Annotated in this window: 16 protein-coding genes; 9 read left to right on the forward strand and 7 right to left on the reverse strand. The window is 63.1% G+C overall.

The annotated features are described in order from the left end of the window. The first annotated feature begins 37 nt into the window (after positions 1–37). The 3 genes from RHEC894_RS04010 to RHEC894_RS04020 all read left to right on the forward strand — a co-directional run bounded on the left by RHEC894_RS04010 (position 38) and on the right by RHEC894_RS04020 (position 4,653). Complete coding sequence (locus RHEC894_RS04010; RefSeq protein WP_085738846.1) at positions 38–454, forward strand: MAPEG family protein; 417 nt, start codon at positions 38–40, stop codon at positions 452–454. A 186-nt stretch (positions 455–640) separates the two neighbouring features. Further along, positions 641–3,736 carry an autotransporter domain-containing protein gene (locus RHEC894_RS04015; RefSeq protein WP_085736356.1) on the forward strand — a complete coding sequence of 1,032 codons (3,096 nt, stop codon included), beginning with the start codon at positions 641–643 and terminating at the stop codon, positions 3,734–3,736. A 275-nt stretch (positions 3,737–4,011) separates the two neighbouring features. Continuing rightward, on the forward strand, positions 4,012–4,653 hold the full coding sequence (locus RHEC894_RS04020; protein ID WP_085736357.1) for a TetR/AcrR family transcriptional regulator: 642 nt from the start codon (positions 4,012–4,014) through the stop codon (positions 4,651–4,653). 102 nt (positions 4,654–4,755) lie between these two features. Here RHEC894_RS04020 and RHEC894_RS04025 read toward each other — a convergent pair whose 3' ends face one another. Beyond that, complete coding sequence (locus RHEC894_RS04025) at positions 4,756–5,712, reverse strand: LysR substrate-binding domain-containing protein (protein WP_003588350.1); 957 nt, start codon at positions 5,710–5,712, stop codon at positions 4,756–4,758. A gap of 257 nt (positions 5,713–5,969) precedes the next feature. Here RHEC894_RS04025 and RHEC894_RS04030 point away from each other — a divergent pair, with 257 nt between their 5' ends. Beyond that, positions 5,970–6,269 carry a DUF1127 domain-containing protein gene (locus tag RHEC894_RS04030; RefSeq protein ID WP_010061488.1) on the forward strand — a complete coding sequence of 100 codons (300 nt, stop codon included), beginning with the start codon at positions 5,970–5,972 and terminating at the stop codon, positions 6,267–6,269. An 89-nt stretch (positions 6,270–6,358) separates the two neighbouring features. Here the strand turns inward: RHEC894_RS04030 and RHEC894_RS04035 are convergent, their stop codons facing one another. The 5 genes from RHEC894_RS04035 to RHEC894_RS04055 form a co-directional block, all read right to left on the reverse strand. Continuing rightward, positions 6,359–7,213 carry a DUF937 domain-containing protein gene (locus RHEC894_RS04035; RefSeq protein WP_085736358.1) on the reverse strand — a complete coding sequence of 285 codons (855 nt, stop codon included), beginning with the start codon at positions 7,211–7,213 and terminating at the stop codon, positions 6,359–6,361. A 147-nt stretch (positions 7,214–7,360) separates the two neighbouring features. Then, positions 7,361–8,734 (reverse strand): glutamate--cysteine ligase, encoded by a 1,374-nt coding sequence (locus RHEC894_RS04040; RefSeq protein WP_010067815.1) that lies wholly within the window; start codon positions 8,732–8,734, stop codon positions 7,361–7,363. A gap of 147 nt (positions 8,735–8,881) precedes the next feature. Beyond that, the gene (locus RHEC894_RS04045) at positions 8,882–9,619 is read right to left on the reverse strand and encodes a 16S rRNA (uracil(1498)-N(3))-methyltransferase (protein WP_085736359.1); all 738 of its coding nucleotides are present in this window, start codon (positions 9,617–9,619) and stop codon (positions 8,882–8,884) included. Positions 9,620–9,636: 17 nt separating this feature from the next. Then, positions 9,637–11,136, reverse strand: a complete 1,500-nt coding sequence (locus RHEC894_RS04050) for an inorganic phosphate transporter (RefSeq protein WP_085736360.1) — start codon at positions 11,134–11,136, stop codon at positions 9,637–9,639. Positions 11,137–11,199: 63 nt separating this feature from the next. Then, complete coding sequence (locus tag RHEC894_RS04055; protein ID WP_085736361.1) at positions 11,200–11,748, reverse strand: NUDIX hydrolase; 549 nt, start codon at positions 11,746–11,748, stop codon at positions 11,200–11,202. Between the two features lie 265 nt (positions 11,749–12,013). Here RHEC894_RS04055 and RHEC894_RS04060 point away from each other — a divergent pair, with 265 nt between their 5' ends. Continuing rightward, the gene (locus RHEC894_RS04060; RefSeq protein ID WP_085738847.1) at positions 12,014–12,892 is read left to right on the forward strand and encodes a LysR substrate-binding domain-containing protein; all 879 of its coding nucleotides are present in this window, start codon (positions 12,014–12,016) and stop codon (positions 12,890–12,892) included. Between the two features lie 96 nt (positions 12,893–12,988). Continuing rightward, a complete protein-coding gene (locus RHEC894_RS04065) occupies positions 12,989–14,146 on the forward strand; it encodes an adenosylhomocysteinase (protein WP_085736362.1) in 1,158 nt (385 codons plus the stop codon). 20 nt (positions 14,147–14,166) lie between these two features. Here the strand turns inward: RHEC894_RS04065 and RHEC894_RS04070 are convergent, their stop codons facing one another. Next, positions 14,167–15,063 carry a LysR family transcriptional regulator gene (locus RHEC894_RS04070; protein WP_085736363.1) on the reverse strand — a complete coding sequence of 299 codons (897 nt, stop codon included), beginning with the start codon at positions 15,061–15,063 and terminating at the stop codon, positions 14,167–14,169. Between the two features lie 146 nt (positions 15,064–15,209). Here RHEC894_RS04070 and RHEC894_RS04075 point away from each other — a divergent pair, with 146 nt between their 5' ends. The 3 genes from RHEC894_RS04075 (at position 15,210) to glcF (ending at position 19,380) form a co-directional block, all read left to right on the forward strand. Beyond that, complete coding sequence (locus RHEC894_RS04075) at positions 15,210–16,649, forward strand: FAD-linked oxidase C-terminal domain-containing protein (RefSeq protein ID WP_085736364.1); 1,440 nt, start codon at positions 15,210–15,212, stop codon at positions 16,647–16,649. Then, on the forward strand, positions 16,646–17,848 hold the full coding sequence (glcE, locus tag RHEC894_RS04080; protein WP_085736365.1) for a glycolate oxidase subunit GlcE: 1,203 nt from the start codon (positions 16,646–16,648) through the stop codon (positions 17,846–17,848). The genes RHEC894_RS04075 and glcE overlap by 4 nt, the downstream gene beginning before the upstream one ends. Before the next feature lie 221 nt (positions 17,849–18,069). Continuing rightward, positions 18,070–19,380, forward strand: coding sequence for a glycolate oxidase subunit GlcF (gene glcF / locus RHEC894_RS04085; protein WP_085736366.1), 1,311 nt, complete (start codon positions 18,070–18,072; stop codon positions 19,378–19,380). The last annotated feature ends 39 nt before the right edge of the window (positions 19,381–19,419 follow it).

A 19,419-nucleotide genomic window follows, 5' to 3' on the forward strand; every position in this document is an offset into this window, starting at 1 on the left:
GCCCGCGACATGCGAAAGCGGAAAGGAAGCGGCGATTGTGACCGGCTATCAAATCTTCTGGCCACTCCTGGCCCATGCGGCCCTGGTCTATGGTCTTTATGCGCTTCTTGGGATGCGGCGCGCAAAAATGGTCCGCGCTGGCAGCATCGCCAAATCGGATTATCGCGAAAACCGTGACGAGCCGGCCGAAAGCCTCGTCGTCAAGAATTGCCTGGCCAATCAGTTCGAACTGCCGGTGCTCTTCTACGCCTGCTGTATTCTTCTGTATGTCACCGACGCCGATAATATCGTCGCCGTCGGTCTCGCCTGGCTCTTCGTCGCCCTGCGTTACGCCCATGCCGCCGTCCATGTGAACAGCAACGACCTTAGCTACCGCAGCCCGCTCTTCGCCGCCGGCTACCTGGTGTTAGGAGCTATGTGGATCTGGCTCGCCCTATGGATGGCCATGGGATGACACCCCTGGCGGGTTCTACCTGTAATATAGCCAGAGGCAACAGTGCCTGTTTCAGGGTGACAGGCCGGGCAAACTGCTTTTCTCCGTCGGTTGAAGAATAATTTCGGAAACATGGTTACTAATATTTAAACCGATTGGGCTATTTCTACGCGAGCGAATTGTGGCGGGGACGCTTTGCGAGCGAAGATGGGCGAGGAGACAGACGGGGCGGCAATCCATCGGATGGCCATTCTACGGCTTGTGGGATCGGCGAGTAGCGCGGCGCTGGCACTGATGCTGGCAGCAGTGCCGGGATGGGCGCAGGTCATCGACGGCAACGATACCGAGATTGTCGATGGCAACGACCCGAGCGGCACCGGCCCAGGCACACAACCGAGCCCATGGACGATTAATACCGACCTCCTCGTTGGCGACCAGAATGGCGACGATGCAGCCCTGATTATCCGCAACGGCGGCGAGGTCAGCAACGATATCGGCGTGCTCGGTGTTGATCCCGGCGCGGTTGGCACGGTGACGGTCACCGGGGCTGGCTCGACCTGGAGCAATTCCGACGACCTTTATATCGGCCATCAGGGCACCGGCACGCTCACCATCGAAGATGGCGGCGCGGTCGATAATATATTCGGCCGCCTCGGCTATTTCTCCGGTGCCAGCGGCACGGTCACGGTCACCGGCAGCGGCTCGACCTGGACCAATTCGCAGGATCTCTATGTCGGTGACAGCGGTGCCGGCTCGCTGATCATTTCGAATGGTGGGACGGTCACAAGCGCTTCCGGCTATATCAGCAATGATTCCAGCGCCATCGGCGAGGTCACCGTCACCGGCGCAGGCTCGCTCTGGAGCAATTCCGCCGATCTCTCGGTCGGCGAGGCGGGAGCGGGAACGCTGACCATTTCGGATGGCGGCTCGGTCACCTCAAGTGACGGCTATGTCGGCTTCAGTACAGACGGCAGCGGCGTGGTCAGCGTGACCGGGGCGGGGTCGAGCTGGTTCAATTCCGGCGGACTGTACGTGGGCGAATTCGGAACAGGTAGCGTGACTGTCGAGAATGGCGGCCTGGTTTCCGCCTCCGGGGTCGTCATCGCCGACGATTCGGGCGCTGCCGGAACTATAGAACTCGTTGGCAGTGCTGGCAGCGGACGTGGCGTTCTGGAGACTGGTTATATCGACGGAGGCGCGGGCGACGCGAATCTCGTCTTCGACGGCGGCATTCTGCGTGCAACGGGCAACGAGGCGAATTTCCTGGGCGGTTTCAGCGCGGGCGAGGTAATGTTCAATACGGGCGGCGCCTTTATCGATACGAACGGCTTTGCCATCGGCATATCCACGGATCTGCAAGGCGCCGGCGGCTTGACCAAGCAGGGCGCCGGCACACTCAGCCTTTCGGGCGGCAACAGCTATGGCGGGACGACGACGGTCGAGGCCGGCACCTTGCAGTCGGGCAGCGCCGGCGCCTTCGTGCAGAACGGCGCTTATGCGGTGAATGGCGGCATACTCGATCTCGGCGGCTTCGACCTGACCATGGGGCAGCTTTCGGGAAGCGGCGGCGAGATTGCGATCGGCAGCGCCGACTTGACCATCGATCAGGCGAGCAACGGCACCTACGGCGGCATATTCTCCGGCAGTGGCGACCTCACCAAGCTCGGCAGCGGCACCTTGCGCCTGACCGGCAACAGTTCGGGCTTTGCCGGCACGACCACGGTGTCGGACGGACGCCTGATCGTCAACGGCAGCCTTGGCGGCATCCTGATGATGACGGGCGGCACGCTGGCCGGGTCGGGTCATATCGGTGCGGTAACCGCCGGGGCGGGCGCGACCATCGCGCCGGGCAATTCCATCGGAACATTGACCGTCGGCGGCAACCTTACCTTCGATCCCGGTTCCACCTATGAGGTCGAGGTGGATCCCGCCAGCACGGCCAGCGATTTGATCTCGGTCAGCGGGATTGCCTTCCTCAACGGCGCCAGCGTCGCCCATGTCGGGATGAATGGCGCCTACAAGCCTTTCTCCACCTATACGATCCTGACCGCCACCGGCGGGATCAATGGCACGTTCGGGGCCGTCACCTCCAATTACGCCTTCCTTTCGGCGGATCTTTCCTATGATCCGAACAATGTCTATCTGGAGATCGAGCGCAACGACGTCAGTTTCAGCGACTTGGCACGGACGCGCAACCAGACGGCCGTGGCCGACGCTGCAGAGAATCTCGGAACCGGCAACGCTCTCTACGATGCCATCGTCACATTGCCCGACGACGAGTCGCAGATTCAGGCCGGATTCGATGCGCTTTCCGGTGAAATCCATGCCTCGATCAAAACGGCGCTGATCACGCAGAGCCTCTTCATCCGCGAAGCTGCCAATGAACGCCTCCGTTCGGCTTTCGGCAATGCCGACGCGACGGCGATGCCGATACAGGCTTTCTGGCCGGGCGGTCCGGAACTTGCCGCCGCCGATCCTTCGGATGCGCCGGTATTCTGGAGCATGGGGTTTGGCGGCGGGAGCGAGACACGCACCGACGGCAATGCCGCCACCCTCAACCACTACACCGGCGGTTTTCTCGCCGGCGTCGACACCATGGTCGATGACATTAGGTTCGGCGTGATGGCCGGTTACAGCAATTCCGAGTTCGATCCCCGGCACCGAAGCTCATCGGGATCGAGCGACGATTATCACCTCGGTCTTTACGCCGGCACGCAATGGGGCGACCTCGCCTTCCGCTCCGGCCTTGCTCACAGCTGGCACCAGATCGACACCGATCGCAGCGTCGCCATCGGAAGCTTCGAGGACAGGCTGGAAGCGAGCTACGACGCCGGCACGCTGCAGGCCTTTGCCGAGCTTGGCTACCGGTTCGAGACCGCGGCGGCCTCCTTCGAGCCCTTCTTCAATCTCGCCCATGTGGGGGTTCGAACGTCGGGTTTCACCGAAGAGGGCGGGGCGGCCGCGCTGGAGAGCGCCAGCCGCACGACCAGCACCACCATCGCCACGCTTGGCCTGCATACCGAAATGGATATCCGCCTGGGCGAGGCGAACGCCACCCTGCGCGGCATGGCGGGCTGGCGACATGCCGCCGGCGACATCGTTCCCGTCTCGACGCAGGCTTTTGCAGGAGGAGACGCGTTCACCGTCGCCGGTGTGCCGCTGGCAGAGAACGCCTTCATTCTCGATGCCGGCCTTGATTTCGACCTGAACGAAGCCTCCAGCCTCGGCATCGCCTATACAGGCCAGATTGCGGAAAACGCGCAGCAGCACGGGGTCAAGGCGACGCTGCCGGTGAGTTTCTGAAGCCCGTCGCAGTTCTGACGATTGAGAATGCGCAACTCCGCCCGAGCATCATTCTCTAACGACGATCCAACGCCGAATTCCGCAACCATTTCAAGGTCGTCGAATGTAAGTGCAACCAGCGGGCACCTTAAATTCCGGAATCCCATACGCATTTGCCGGTCGTTAAAATGCGAGCCTTTCCGTTTACGGCTGATGAAGACCTGCGATGTCATATCCGCCCGACGCGCCGGTTCGGCATGATGCCTTGCCTCGCGAGCGATAAGAACGGGAACGACATGGGCGGGGAAAGCATGGATCGGATCGGCTTGCGCAGAAAGCCGAAGCAGGAGCGCAGCATCCAGAGGCTGGATCTCATTCTCGCCGCCGCCGCCCGGATCATCGCCGAAAAGGGTGTCAACGCTATGCGGATGACCGAACTTGCCGTCGCCGCCAAGGTGCCGATCGGCTCGGTCTACCAGTATTTTCCCGAGAAGGCGGCGATCGTCAAAGCTCTGTTCGACCAGCACGCCTCGGCGATCCAGGCAAAAACAGTGGCGATGTTCGCCGATGTCGGTTCGCTCGACGAGGCGCTCGACCTCGTCTGCGACATCATCGACTGGTATTACGATTCCTACCACGACGATCCCGTCTATCTCGGCGTCTGGATGGGAACGGAGACCGACCAGGATCTGCTGCAGCTGAATATCGAGCATAGCGGCCGTGTCGCCGGCATCTTCCGTGACGCGGTGCGTCGGCTGGCTCCCGATCTTTGCGACGAGCAGATGCATGCGCGCACTTACATGTTCAGCCACCTGATCGGCGCCGTCATCCGGCTTGCCGCCGTCAGCGACGAGGCGCTCGCGCGGCGCGTGCTCGACGAGTGGAAACGCGTCATCCGCGCCTCCCTTTTCGCCTCTACCGTACCGAATGCTGCCTGACGCATCGTCGCCCGGAAGCGTGCAGCGGTTCCGGGAGAGCGACATGTATGAAAACAAGAACGCGCCGCATGAATCAGATCCGATGCGATACGGTTTGCAACCTTACCAGCTCGGCACCATGTTGGCGGCCTTCAGCCGCGGATAAAGGCGGGCCTGGGCGGATTTGACATCGGCCTCGAGGGTATCGTCGACGACGGCCGGCGTGATGTTGTCGAGGCAGGCGGTGATATGCGCGGTGATCGCGTTCATCAGCGAGAGCGAAACGCCCGGCCGCTTCATGATGCCGATCTGCACCGGCGGCAGCGCCGGAAAGCCGTCGGCCTGGCTCAGCACCTTCATGCCGGTCCGCAGCGCCGATTCCGGCATCACCGAAACCGCCATGCCGGCAAGCACCGCAGCGGCAACGACGGTGCAGGACCAGCTGGTGAACAGGATCTGGTGTTCGCGTCCCACCGCATCGAGCGCCGAGCAGGCGAGCTGCCGCCACTGGCAATCGCGCCGGCCGACGGCCAGCGGCACCGGTGCGTCGTCGCGGATCGGATGGTTGGCCGAACCCACCCAGCAAAGCGGCTCGGTTCTCACCACATCGGACATGCGCTCGCGCGGATTGTGGGTAACGAGCGCGATGTCGAGCTCGCCCTTGTGCATGCGCTCGGCCAGGTCCACCGAAGGCTCGCAGACGATGTAGAGCTCGACGTTCGGATGGGTCTTGGCGAAGCGGCCGATGATTTCGGGCATGTAGCGGTCGGCATAATCGTCCGGCGTGCCGATGCGCAGCGTCCCCTCCAGCCTGTTGTCGTCGAAGGCGGCGATCGCCTCATTGTTGAGGCGGATGATGCGTCGGGCATAGTTGAGCAGTTTTTCGCCCTCGACCGTCAGCCGGTTGCCGCGTCCATCCTTGATGAACAGCTGCTTGCCGATGCGCTCTTCGAGACGGCGCATCTGCATGGAGACGGCCGATTGGGTCTTGTAGACCCTGTCGGCGGCCTTGGTGAAGCTGCCGGAATCGACGATGGCGATGAAAGTCTGCAACTGGTCGAGATCAAGAGGCGCGGACATGGTGTCACCCATAAAGATAGCTGATGATAATCATTAGAAACATTCGTTGGACTGATCAATAGCTCTTTGGCATCTTCGGGATGCAAATCAAAGCAAAGTGAAGGACAGACACCCTGCCTGTCCAAGCGGAATTCAGCTTGCTCCTTCCCGTATGACCTCGCGGGAGGGGTGGGTTGCGTTGCGCGCCGATCTAAAACGTTACAGCGCCCTTCACCCGTCTGAAAAGACGCGCGGCACTGTACAGAAAGGAGAGTTCAATGCGCATGACAGAACAGACACTCGAACTCGACTGCGGCAAGCCGACCCCGACGTTTTCCCAGCGTCTGGCGGCAGGTTTCGCACCGTTGGCCTCTCTCTTTCGGATGTTCCGCAATCGCATGGAGATCAACGCGCTGCACGATCTGAACGACAGTCAGCTGAGGGATATCGGCCTCACCAGGGCCGACCTGACCTCCGCGTTCCTGGCGTCGACCTTCTTCGAGGACCCGTCGGAACATCTGACGCGCTCGGCGCGCAATCGCTGGCGCCTGCAGCTTTTCCGTTCCTCCCCGGAGTAGGAGCGTCGAGTTTCCCCGCAGGGTGATAGCCAATAGCCCTGCCGCTTGACCCGGTGATCGGCTTTTCCCAAAGCCATCTCCGGGTTTTTTTATGCCTTTGTGTCGGGGGAGGGCTTCGGCCGATAGGTCTCGAAGATCGCTTCCAGGTTCCTTTGGTAGGTCTTCTGCACTTCCAGTCCGCTGTCGAACATGGCGTTCAGCATCTCGCCATAGCTGTCGGCAGCCACCTTCGCCTCTTCCTTCGGGGCCTCGGGCGTCTTGCTCGCCGGCTGCTGGCCAAGTCCACCCATCATCTCCTGGAAGGCCTTGGCGAAGGGATTGTCGAGGAAGGGATTCGGCTGAGATGCCGGTTGAGCTTTCGGCAGCGAAAACATCTGCTGCATCGCCTGCGTGAAGGGATTGTCGAAGATGCTGGGCTCCGGGGCCGTCTTCGGCTTCGGTGCGAAGCCCGTGCTCTCAAGCCATTTCTGGATGGTTTCGCCCATCGCCGTGTTGACGAAGGGGTTGACCGGTGCGGCCATCTGGCCGGTCGTCTGCTTGAAGAGCCCGCCCATCAGCGTATCGGCCAGCACCGGCAGCATCCGCTGATAGATATCCTGGCCGATCCCGGTCATCTGTGCCGCCTGGGCGGCGACTGCGCGCGACACTTCCTTCGAGCCGAAAAGCTGGGCAAGGATGTTGTTGCCGTCGGAAATGCCCTCCGGCGTGAAAGCCCGGCTCATATCCTCGAAATAACGCGCGTAATTGCCGGAGGAGACGGCCTGCATCAGGCCGACGAAATCATAAGGGTTGCTGGTGCTGCGTTTCAGGCCGGCGGAAAAAGCCGGCATCAACGCCGCCATCGCCTTGGTCGCCTGTTCCTGCGCCAGATTGAACTGCCGGGCGATCGCTTCCATCGCCGCGCCGTTCTGCGCCTGCATCATCATGTCGAAGAGTGGCAGCATGGAGGTCCCTTTCCCCGAGTCGTGACGCGTGTCACGCCACTATATCCGGAAATGGTAATGTGCAAACGGCTTTTTGCCATAAGAACTTAAAGCAAAGCCAGCGAAAGCGCCGAGCGGTTTTCCGGGCCGGAGACAGCCCGGGCAGGCTCAGTACTGATAGTCCTCGAAGACCGGTTCGACGGAGCCGTTCCAGCGGCCGTGATAGAGCGACAGCAGATCCTCGGCGAGCGTCGCCTTCTTGGCGAGCACCTCGTCGAGCGGCGAAAGGAAGATGCTTTCGTCCTGGCCTTCGCGGTTGAGCTTGCCGCGCGTCTTGAGGCCGGTCCTCGAGATGCCGACCACCTCGCGCGCCACGTCGAGCAGCGCATGTCCGCGAAACTGAGCCTTCAGCCCTTCGGCGGGAACGGCGTCGCGCAGGGCGGCGATCTCGGCAAAGCTCCAATCCCTGGTCAGTTCGTCGGCGGCCTCAAGTGCTGCGTCGTCGTAGAGCAGGCCGACCCAGAAAGCCGGCAACGCACAGATGCGCCGCCACGGGCCGCCGTCGGCGCCGCGCATTTCGAGGAAGCGCTTCAGCCTGACGTCCGGGAAGAGCGTGGAAAGATGGTTCGTCCAGTCCCCCATCGTCGGCGAGGGATCGGCAACCTCGCCCTTCAGCGCGCCGTTCATGAACTGGCGGAAGGTGACATGGGTGCAGTCGTGATAGCGTCCGTCCCGGACGATGAAATACATCGGCACGTCGAGCGCCCATTCGGCATAGTCACGGAAGCCGAAATCGTCGCGGAAGGTGAAATCGAGCAGGCCTGAGCGCCGGTTGTCGACATCGCGCCAGATATCGCCGCGCCAGGAGAGCAGCCCGTTCGGCTTGCCCTCGGTGAAAGGCGAGGATGCAAAGAGCGCGGTCGCCAGCGATTGCAGCTTCATCGAGACGCGCATCTTCTGGCGCATGTCGGCTTCCGAGGAGAAATCGAGATTCACCTGGATCGTGCAGGTGCGGTACATCATGTCGAGACCCTTGGTGCCGACCTTCGGCATATAGCGGGTCATGATCTCGTAGCGAGATTTCGGCATTTGCGGGGTTTCAGCATAGGTCCATTTCGGGCTGCCGCCGATGCCGAGGAAGCGAATGCCCATCGGCTCGGCGATCTCGCGCACCGTCGCCAGGTGCTGGTTCGATTCCCGGCAGGTCTCGTGGAGCGTCTCCAGTGGTGCGCCGGAAAGTTCGAACTGGCCGCCCGGCTCGATCGAGATCGCCCCCATGCCGTTCTGCTCGGCGAGGCCGATGATATTGCCGCCGTCCATGATCGGCTCCCAGCCGCTTTTTTCCTGCAGGCCGGTGAGCAGGGCCGAAATGCTGGCGTCGCCGAAATAGGGAACCGGGCTGTTGTCGGCGCGGAAGAAGGCGAACTTCTCGTGTTCGGTGCCGATCCGGAAACGCTCCCGCGGCTTGTTGCCGGCGGCGATGTAATCGGTCAGATCCTGAACCGAAGAGAGCGGTGTCTGGTCGGTGGTGTCGCGGGCCATGCGGGGTACCTGTATTCGAAAAGGCGCCCAGGGGGCCGGGCAGCTGGAAGGGTGATTAGGACCCAAGCCACGTATGTTGCAAGTGAAATTCTTTCAATGACGCATCAAAAAAATACGAGCAATTTCCATGTCCACCCGTTTTCGCCGTCAGCGCCAGTCTCCGATCGCCGCCTGGACCACGGCGAGTGCCGCAACCGCTGCCGTATCGGCCCTGAGGATGCGCGGTCCGAGCGGAATGGCGGTGACGAAATCGAGGCTTCGAAGCCGCGCGCGTTCTTCCTCGGAAAAGCCGCCTTCCGGCCCGACGAGCAGCGCCAGATGCTTTTCCCGGATCGCCGACAGCACCGGCAGCGGGTTCTGCCCGGCATCACCCTCGTCGCAATAGATGATGCGGCGCTCTTTCGGCCAGCGGTCGAGCAGGTCGAGAAGCTTCACCGGTTCGGCCACCTCGGGAATGCCGAGAACGCCGCATTGCTCGGCAGCTTCGACGACATTGGCGCGCAGCTTGTCGAGATTGGTGATCTTGCCCTGCACGTGCTGGGTCATGACAGGCTGCAGCAGGCCGGCGCCCATTTCCACTGCCTTTTGCACCAGATAATCCAGGCGGCCGACCTTGAGCGGCGCAAACAGGTAATGCAGATCGCAAGGTGTGGGCTGCGGCCGCGTCTCTTCGGTTGCCGTCAGCTGAATGCGTTTGCGCGTGGGGAAGGTGAGGGTTGCCTTCCACTCGCCGTCACGGCCGTTGAAGAGCAGGATCTCTGCGCCGGCCTCCATCCTCAGCACATTGGCGAGATAGTTGAACTGGTCGGCGCTCGCCTCGAGGGCGGCGCCGGCAGAAAGCGGCGCGTCGACGAAAAGCCGTTGCATGCGGAAATTGGCGCGCATTCGAAAAACTCTGGGTTTCAGACGAAGAGCGCGAACATAGCCCAATAAATCCCTGCCGCAAGCGCTGCCGAAACCGGCACCGTGACGATCCAGGCGGCGACGATGGTCATGAAATGCGAGCGGCGCACCAGATAGCGTCGCCGGGTCTCGTGGACGTTCGGCTCCTCCGGCTCGTCGATATCGAAAGTCTCGACCCTGCGCCTGATATAGGCGATGCGACGCTTCGAATGGCGCGTATACCATTCGCGGAAGAAGCCGACGCCGAAGACGGAGCCGACGGCGATATGCGTGGTGCTGACCGGCAGGCCGAGCCAGGAGGCGACGATGACGGTGAAGGCGGTCGACAGCGCGACGCAATAGGCGCGCATCGGATTGAGTTTGGTGATCTCCTCGCCGACGAGACGTATGAGGCGCGGGCCGAACAGCAGCAGACCGACGGAGATGCCGAATGCGCCGATCAGCATCACCCAGAGCGGCGGATGCCCCAGGCCGTCGCCGCCGTCGATGCCGACCGAATGGACGATCGCCGAAAGCGGCCCGACCGCATTCGAAACGTCGTTTGCACCATGCGCGAAGGAAAGCAGCGCCGCAGAGCCGATGAGCGGCAGCCGGAACAGCACCCGCAGCGAACTGTTGCGGTTTTCGAGGTCCTGCGCCTGGGCAAGAACGAGCGGCCGGGCGGCAAGCCAGCTGACCAGCCCGCTGCCGATGCCGATGAGGATGATGGTCAAGGCCGGAAATTTGCCCGTGGGCGACAGCTGCAGCACCATATAGGCCGTGAAGCCGCCGGCCATTACTGCGACCAGCACCGGCACCCAGCGCTCGGCTGCCGCGATCTTGTCGTCGCGGTAAATGATGAGGGTCTTGACGAGATAAAGCAGCCCGGCCGCGATCAGTCCGCCGATCAGCGGCGAGGTCATCCAGCTCGAGGTGATTTCCAGCATCACCTGCCAGTTCACCGGCTCCGGCCCGACGGCTGCGATGCCGGCGCCGATCACCGCCCCGACGATCGCATGGGTGGTGGAAACCGGCGCGTTCATCCAGGTGGCGAGATTGATCCAGAGGGCTGCGGCCATCAGCGCCGCCATCATGATCCAGCCGAGCAATGCCTGCGGCACCCGGACGGTGTCGACGATATTCGAGGAAATCGTCCTGACGACTTCGCCGCCGGCGATGGTGGCGCCGAGAACCTCGAAAATCGCGGCGATAATAAGCGCCTGGCCCATCGTCATGGCGCGGGCGCCGACAGCGGCGCCCACATTGTTGGTCACGTCATTGGCGCCGATATTCATCGCCATATAGCCGGCAAGGGCGGCCGCCGCCACGACGAGCACCGCTCCCGGCTGGTCGAACACATAGACACCGGCAAACAACATGGCCAGACCGACGAAGATCAGGCCGAGGCCAGGCGCCACCAGCCGCCGCAGGACATGCTTTGCCGCGTCCTCGGCATGGGTGATCTTGTCGAGATCCTTGTCGAGCGTGCGTTTCGTGAGGACTGTGGGACGTGGCGGCATTCTTTTTCCGAGATATGAAATCTGCTTCTACGCTGCTTTTCTAGCACAGCAAGATGGCAGGATTCATTTCGTCGAAATCTGTTTGGCCGCCGAAATCTGCTTGGCCTCCGGGACCTGTTTGGCCCGTGGGGACGCAAGTCTTTCCGTCATCACCCGCTTGAAGGCGAGCAGCAGGCCACGAAGCTCCGGCTCGCGCACGCGCCCGGCCGCCTCGTCGAACGAGACCCATTCGATGGTGCGTTCGCCCTTTTCCTTGAAGTTCTTCGCCATGTCGGTGACTTCGAGCGCATAGACCTGCACCTTGCAGACCACCTGCACGCCGTCGCGCAGCACTTTCGAATAGCTGTAAGCGCCGAGCGTCTCCTTCTCGACCGCGCCGCGGACGCCGGCCTCCTCAAGGGCTTCCTGTGCGGCGACCTCATGGGCGCATTTGCCCGTCATCGGCCAGCCCTTGGGAATGACCCAGCGGCCGGTATCGCGGCTCGTCATCAAAAGCACCTCGACGTCACCGCTCTTCTTTTTCAGCCGGTAGCAGATCGCACCATATTGCTGTCGCGGCGGGCGCCGGAACATCAGTTGCACATCGGATGCCAATCGGGCGAGAAGAGTCAATTGTCGGGTCACCTTCCAAGGGGTCGTTAGGAATCACTCATATACGTGTATCACAAAAAGCCTACACAATCCAAAAGAGCGACGGGACGATCCGAACGCGATTCGATTGCCGTACATAGGGGAATCGAGGCCGGACAGGTTCGGAAAATCCGTCATGCCCTGTCTCGAATGCGTCACATTGCACAGGTGTACAATATTGCGCGGACTTGCCTTTCGTTCAATGGCAAGATCAAGTGATCCACTATCATTTGTGCTTGTGGTAATCATGCGTCTTCCACCACTCAACGCCATCCGCGCCTTCGAGGCCGTCTGCCGTCACGGCAGCATCATGAAGGCCGCCGAAGAGCTGAATGTGGTGCGCGGCGCCGTGCGCCAGCAGATCGTTACCCTGGAGAATCATGTCGGCCGCAAGCTCTTCACGCGTGACGGCCGCAGGCTGGTCCCGACCGTGCAGGCGAGCGCCTTTGCCGACGCTGCAGGCACGGCTTTCGATATTCTGCAACGCGCCGCTTTGGAGCTCGCAGGCACCGTGCCGGGCCGCATCCGGCTCGGCGTGCCCTCCGCCTTCGCGGTCTGGTGGTTGATGCCGCGCGTGGCGGACATGCAGGCTAGCCTCGGAAATACAATGGTCGACATCGTGCCGATGAGCGTGGTCGAGCCGCTGCAGACCCACCCGGAATTGGACGCTGTGATCATGGGCGGCGAATATCGGCCGGCCGCAGGGATGACCGCCCTGCGGTTCATGGAAGACGAATTCGGCCCGGTCGTGACAGCGGCGCTTGCCGCGACGCTCTCGGCCGATCCCAAGGCGATGGGCCGGCTGACGATGCTCGTCAGCCGCAGCGCTCCGAAGCTCTGGGACGAATGGTTTGCCGAAAGCGGCACGCCGCCGGTCACCTTTTCCCGCGTCCAAGAATTCGAGGATCTGCTGCTGGCGCTGGGAGCTGCCCGCTCCGGGCTTGGCGTCGCTCTGGCGCCACGCGCCTCGATCGAAGACGATCTTCAGCGCGGGCATCTGCTGGCGCCCTACGGCTTCATTGCCCGGCCGTCGGGCTACCGCCTCTGCTGCCGGACGCCGGATGTCAAGCGGCCGGCCTTTGCGGCGCTGGCCGCTTGGCTGCTTCGTTGCGGCACCGGGACTTGAAAGGGCAGATTTTCTGCCCCTTTGCCAGAATTACTTCCATATTCGTGGGCCCGCTGCTCCGCTAAAAACGGCAAACACGGCAACAGGGAAGAGATGATGGAAAAGACCGCAACTCGCATCGACTGGATCGGCGACAGCTGCCGCTTGCTGAAGGCGACGGCTGCCGAATTCGAGCAGACGCGTCCTTTCGAGGGCCTATCGATCGGCACCGGCATCCATATCGAGCCGAAGACAGCGGCGCTCTTGATGACGCTGCGCGCCGGTGGCGCGCGTCTCGTCTGTACCGGCAATCTCAACAGCACTCAGCCGTCGACGGTCGAGTTCCTTCGGTCTGAGGGCATCACGGTCTTCGCCACGCAGACGACCGATCCCGCCGCCCATCATCAAAGCCTCAAGACCGTCATCGCCGAAAGGCCGGATCTGCTGCTCGACAATGGCGGCGATCTCTTCGCGATCGCGGCGGACAAACCCTATGCTGGTCTGCGCGGCGGCACCGAAGAAACCACCTCGGGCCGCACCCGCCTGTTGCCGCTGCGCGAGCGCCTCAAAATGCCGATCCTCGTCATCAACGACAGCCCGATCAAGCAGTTCGCCGAAAACAGGCATGCTGTCGGCCAGAGCCTGTTCGAAAGCTATCTGCGTTTCACCAACCGCTCGACCAACGGCAAACGCGTAACGGTCTTCGGCTACGGCGCCTGCGGCAAGGGCGCCGCCGCCTGTTTCCGCAATGCCTTTTCGACTGTCAGCGTCGTCGATATCGATCCGGTAACGGCGCTCGAAGCGCATCTCGACGGTTTCGCGACACCACTGCGCGAGGCGGCGGTCCGCTCGGCCGATATTCTCGTCACCGTAACCGGTTTTGCCGATATCGTAACGGCAGCCGACCTGCCGCTTTTGAAGGACGGCGCGATCCTGATGAATGGCGGTCATTTCCCGCATGAAATCGAGGTCGAAGCCTTCCGCCGACATCCCGATATCACCGGCATCGAGCGCTACGAGGCCGATCATATCGAGACCTTCCATCTGAGCGACGGCCGCTCCTTCCATGTGCTCGGCGGCGGCCACATGGCCAATCTCGCCGGCCCGCGGCCGCTCGGCAACAGCGTCGAATCGATGGATCTCGGCTTCAACCTGCAAGCCCGCTGCCTGGAGCGCATCGCCAGGGGCGAGGCCGGTCCCCATTCCTGCATCGTGCCTGTGCCCAGGGATATCGATGCGATGGTGGCGAGCGCCTATCTCGAATTGGCGCGCTGAGCCGCTGGCTGGCGACGTCTCTAAAGCTCCCAATAGGGAACGGGTCCATACAGCTCGGTGAGATAGTCGATGAACAGCCGCACCTTGGCCGGCAGGAACTGCCGGCTGGGGTAGACGGCCGACAGTGCGACATTGTGCGAGCCTTCATAGGCCGGCAGCACCTGCACCAGCCGGCCGGCCTTGAGCTCTTCGCCGATATCCCAGGTGGAGCGCAACGCGATCCCGAGGCCTGATATGACAGCTTCGCGGATCACCTCGCTGGAATTGGTGATCAGCATGCCTTCCGGCCGCAGGCTGAGCGGTCCGTCCGGCCCGTTCAGCCGCCAGGTGTCGTTATTGTGCGCCGGCAGGCAGCGATGATGTTTCAGATCCTCGATATGTCTCGGCTCGCCATGCGCCGCCAGATAATCCGGCGAGGCGCAGAGCAGCCGGCGCACCGGCGCCAGCCGGCGGGCGACGAGGCTCGAATCGGTCAGTTCGGCGATGCGGATCGCCAGATCGAAGCCGCCGCCGACGATGTCGCTGAATTCGTCGGTCAGCACCAGATTGATCGCCAGTTCCGGATGCGCCTCCATGAAATCCTTCAGATGCGGGGCGATATGCATGCGCCCGAAGGAGGTCGGTGCCGAGATCTTCAGCGTGCCGTGCATCTGCGCCGAGCGGCCGGAAATATAGAATTCCGCCTCTTCCAGCCCGGCGAGAATACCGAGTACGCGGTCGTAGAAACCCTGTCCGGCTTCCGTCAGCGAGATCTGCCGCGTCGTGCGCTGCAAAAGCCGGGTGCCGAGCCGGTCCTCCAGCCGTTTGATCCGTTTGGAGACGACGGCAGGGGAGAAGCCGAGCGCGCGCCCGGCGAGCGACATGCTGCCCGTCGAAACGACCTTGGCAAAGATTTCGAGATCACCCAGATTGGTCATGCGGTTTTGTGACTTTTTCCCCTTTTGGCATAAGTGCTTAGCATTTGCGCCGCTTTCGGGAAAGTGCTAAGCCGATTGAGCGGCGGCAGGAGGTTTCCGCCGATTTCCGCTGTCATTTTCCCGTCGTCAGGGCTAGGGAGAGCGCCATGTCCGACGCCATTTCGTTTCTCGCCCCCCGCGCCGACGTCCTGGCGCGTCGAGCCCAGATCGTTGCCGATCTGACCGATCTTCTGCCGCCGGAATGCCTGGTGCATGAGGCGCGCGAACTGGTGCCGTTCGAGACCGACGCCTTCGTGTCCTACCGCCGCCTGCCGCTCGCCGTCGCCCTGCCGCGCACCACCGCCGAGGTTGCGGCCGTCATGCGGTATTGCCACCGCTACGGCATTCCCGTCGTGCCGCGGGGCGCCGGGACATCGCTGTCCGGCGGCGCCATACCGCAGGAAGATGCCGTCGTGCTCGGCCTGTCGAAGATGAACCGCATCCTCGAAATCGATTTGCCGAACCGGGCAGCCGTGGTTCAGGCCGGCGTCACCAATCTCAACATCTCCGAATCCGTCTCCGCGGACGGCTTTTTCTATGCCCCCGATCCGAGTTCGCAGCTTGCCTGCACTATCGGCGGCAATATCGGCATGAATTCCGGCGGCGCCCACTGCCTGAAATATGGCGTCACCACCAACAATCTGCTCGGCGTCCGGATGGTGCTGGTCGACGGCACGGTGATCGAACTCGGCGGCAAGGCGCTGGATGCGGCGGGTTATGACCTGCTCGGCCTCGTCTGCGGCCATGAAGGCCAGCTCGGCATCGTCACCGAGGCGACCGTGCGGCTGATCGCCAAGCCGGAAGGCGCGCGCCCCGTGCTCTTCGGCTTCGAAACTTCGGAGGAGGCCGGCGCCTGCGTTGCCGATGTCATCGCCGCCGGCATCGTCCCGGTTGCGATCGAATTCATGGACAAGCCGGCCATCGAGATCTGCGAGGCCTTCGCCCATGCCGGTTATCCCCTCGATGTCGGCGCGCTGCTGATCGTCGAGGTCGAGGGCTCGGAAGCCGAGATGGACGCCACGCTGAAGGACATCGTCGAGATCGCCCACCGGCACGCCGTCAAGACCGTGCGCGAATGCCAGTCGGCGACCGAGGCAGCCTTGATCTGGAAGGGCCGCAAATCCGCCTTCGGCGCCACCGGCCGCATCGCCGATTATATCTGCATGGACGGCACCGTGCCGCTCAGCCAGCTTTCGCATGTGCTGAAGAAGACCGCCGAGATCATCGATCACTATGGCCTGCGGGTCGCCAACGTCTTCCATGCCGGCGACGGCAACATGCACCCGCTGATCCTGTTCAACGCCAACGATCCGGCGGACGCCGCCCGTGCCGAGGCCGCCGGCAACGATATTCTGAAGCTCTGCGTCGACGCCGGCGGCTGCCTGACCGGCGAACATGGCGTCGGCATCGAGAAGCGCGACCTGATGCGGCATCAATATTCGGAAGTCGATCTCGCCCAGCAGATGGCGGTGCGCGCCGCCTTCGATCCCGGCTGGCTGCTCAACCCTTCAAAGGTCTTTCCGCTGGAAGGACGCCCCGCCGCATGATCGATCTGATGCCGACGAGCGAGGAACAGGCGGCGGCGATCGTCCGCGCACATCAGGAGAGGAACCGGCCACTCGCGATCTGCGGCGGCGATACGCGCTCGGGTTTCGGCAACGCCGTTGCATCAGAAGACCGGCTGCGATCGACCAGGCTTTCCGGCATCGTTGCCTACAATCCCGGCGAAATGGTCATGACAGCCCGTTCGGGTACGCCGCTTGCCGAGGTCGAGGCGGCACTGACCGAAAATGGCCAGATGCTTGCCTTCGAGCCGATGGATCATCGCCCCATTATGGCCAGGTCGGGCGAGCCGACGATTGGCGGCGTCTTTGCCGCCAATGTCTCTGGCCCGCGTCGCATCATTGCGGGCGCTGCCCGCGACAGCCTGCTCGGTGTGCGCTTCGTCAATGGCAAAGGCGAGATCATCAAGGCCGGCGGCCGGGTGATGAAGAATGTCACCGGCCTCGACCTGGTCAAGCTGATCGCCGGCTCGTACGGAACACTCGGATTTCTGACGGAAGTCACCTTCCGCGTGCCGCCCCGTCCGAAAACGGAGCGAACGCTGCTTCTGTCAGGCCTCAACGACGCAGAGGCAGCAAACGCCATGGCGGCGGCGATGGCGCTGCCGGTCGAAGTCTCGGGTGCCGCGCATCTACCGCTGACGGTGACCTGGAAATTCCTTGCCGGCAAGCTGCCGGAAGGCGAGGCGACGGTTCTGCGCATCGAAGGCCTCGCCGGTTCGGTCGATGTGCGCATGGAAAAGCTTGCGGCTGTTATGTCGGCCTTCGCAGCGGTGACACGGCTGGATGAACCGGAAAGCCGCAGGCTCTGGCGGGAAATCCGCGAGGTGCTGCCCTATGCCGACGGCACAGCGAGGCCGGTCTGGCGCGTCTCGGTCGCCCCGGGCACTGGCCATCAGTTGGTCGCAGCGCTGCGTCTGGAAGCCGGCGTCGACGCCTTCTATGATTGGCAGGGCGGTCTCGTCTGGATGCGCATGGAGGCCGGCCCCGAGGGCGAGCTGGTCCGCCGCTACATCAAGGCGCTCGGCGGTGGCCATGCGACGCTGATCCGCGCGTCGGGCGAGGCGAGGGCGGCAACCGCTGCCTTTCATCCGGAGCCCGAGGCGGTGGCGATGCTGTCGCGGCGGGTGAAGGAGAAGTTCGATCCGGCGGGGATCTTCAATCCGGGGAAGATGGGGTGGTGAAGATGCTTGTTGCCGACTGTCCACGCTCGATGGATTGTACGAGGGTGCCTCTTGCTCCCCCTTCGCCCCAGCGGGGAGAAGGTGGCCCGAAGGGTCGGATGAGGGGGCCACACGGCATGCAGTCTGTAGTGTTCTCGCTTCTGTCCCGGGTGCGGCCCCCTCATCCGCCCTTCGGGCACCTTCTCCCCGTTGGGGCGAAGGGGGCGCGGGAGGCCGCGTAAATGCAAACCAACTTCACCCCCGCCCAACTCGCCGACCCGCATGTCGCCGAATCCGAGCAGATTCTGCGCAAGTGCGTCCATTGCGGTTTCTGCACCGCCACCTGTCCCACCTATGTCACCCTCGGCAACGAGCTCGACAGCCCGCGCGGCCGCATCTACCTGATCAAGGACATGCTGGAAAACGGACGGCCGGCCGATGCCGAAGTCGTCACCCATATCGACCGCTGTCTCTCCTGCCTTGCCTGCGTCACCACCTGTCCCTCCGGCGTCGACTATATGCATCTGGTCGATCACGCCCGCGCCCATATCGAAAAGACCTACCGGCGCCCGCTGATGAACCGGCTGACGCGCGCCATTCTTGCTGCGGTGCTGCCCTATCCCGGCCGTTTCCGCCTGGCGCTCAATCTCGCCCGCCTCGGCCGACCCTTTGCCGGCCTGATGCGAGGGAGCGCTCTGAAACCCTTCGCCGCCATGCTGGCGCTTGCGCCGCGCCGCGTGCCCGCAGCTTCGGCCTTCGCAAAACCCGGCAGCTACAAGCCCGAGACGGAACGACGCGGCCGGGTGGCGATCCTTTCCGGCTGCGCTCAGCCGGTGCTCGACCCCGGCATCAACGCGGCGGCGATCCGGCTGCTGACGCGGCTCGGCGTCGAGGTCGTGCTGCCGGAGGGCGAGGTCTGCTGCGGTTCGCTGGTTCATCACATGGGCCGCGCCGAACAGGCGCTCGCCAGCGCGCGGGCCAATGTCGATATCTGGACGCGCGAAATCGACGGGCAGGGGCTCGACGCGATCATCATCACCGCCTCGGGCTGCGGCACCACGATCAAGGATTACGGCCATATGCTGCGCCTCGATCCCGCCTACGCGGCAAAGGCGGCGAGGGTCTCAGCGCTTGCCAGGGACATCACCGAATATCTCGCCACCATCGACCTGCCGGCGCACACGCCGAAGGGCATCACGGTCGCCTATCACTCCGCCTGTTCCATGCAGCACGGCCAGCGCATCACGCTCGCGCCGAAGCAATTGCTGAAAACGGCGGGTTTTACCGTGCGCGATCCCGCCGAAGGCCATCTCTGCTGCGGCTCGGCCGGCACCTACAACATCATGCAGCCGGAGATCTCGGCAGCGCTGAAGGCGCGTAAGGTCGGGAACATCGAGGCTACCAAGGCCGATATCATCGCCACAGGCAATATCGGCTGCATCACCCAGATCGCCACCGGCACCGGCATGCCGATCCTGCATACGGTCGAGCTGCTCGATTGGGCTTACGGCGGCGCTGTGCCGGAAAAATTAACAGGTTTGCCGCTAGGCTGAAGCTTGCGAAGGCCCGTCGGGCCGGTCTCGGGAGTTTTA

It is taken from the genome of Rhizobium sp. CIAT894, from assembly GCF_000172795.2.
GTDB lineage: Bacteria > Pseudomonadota > Alphaproteobacteria > Rhizobiales > Rhizobiaceae > Rhizobium.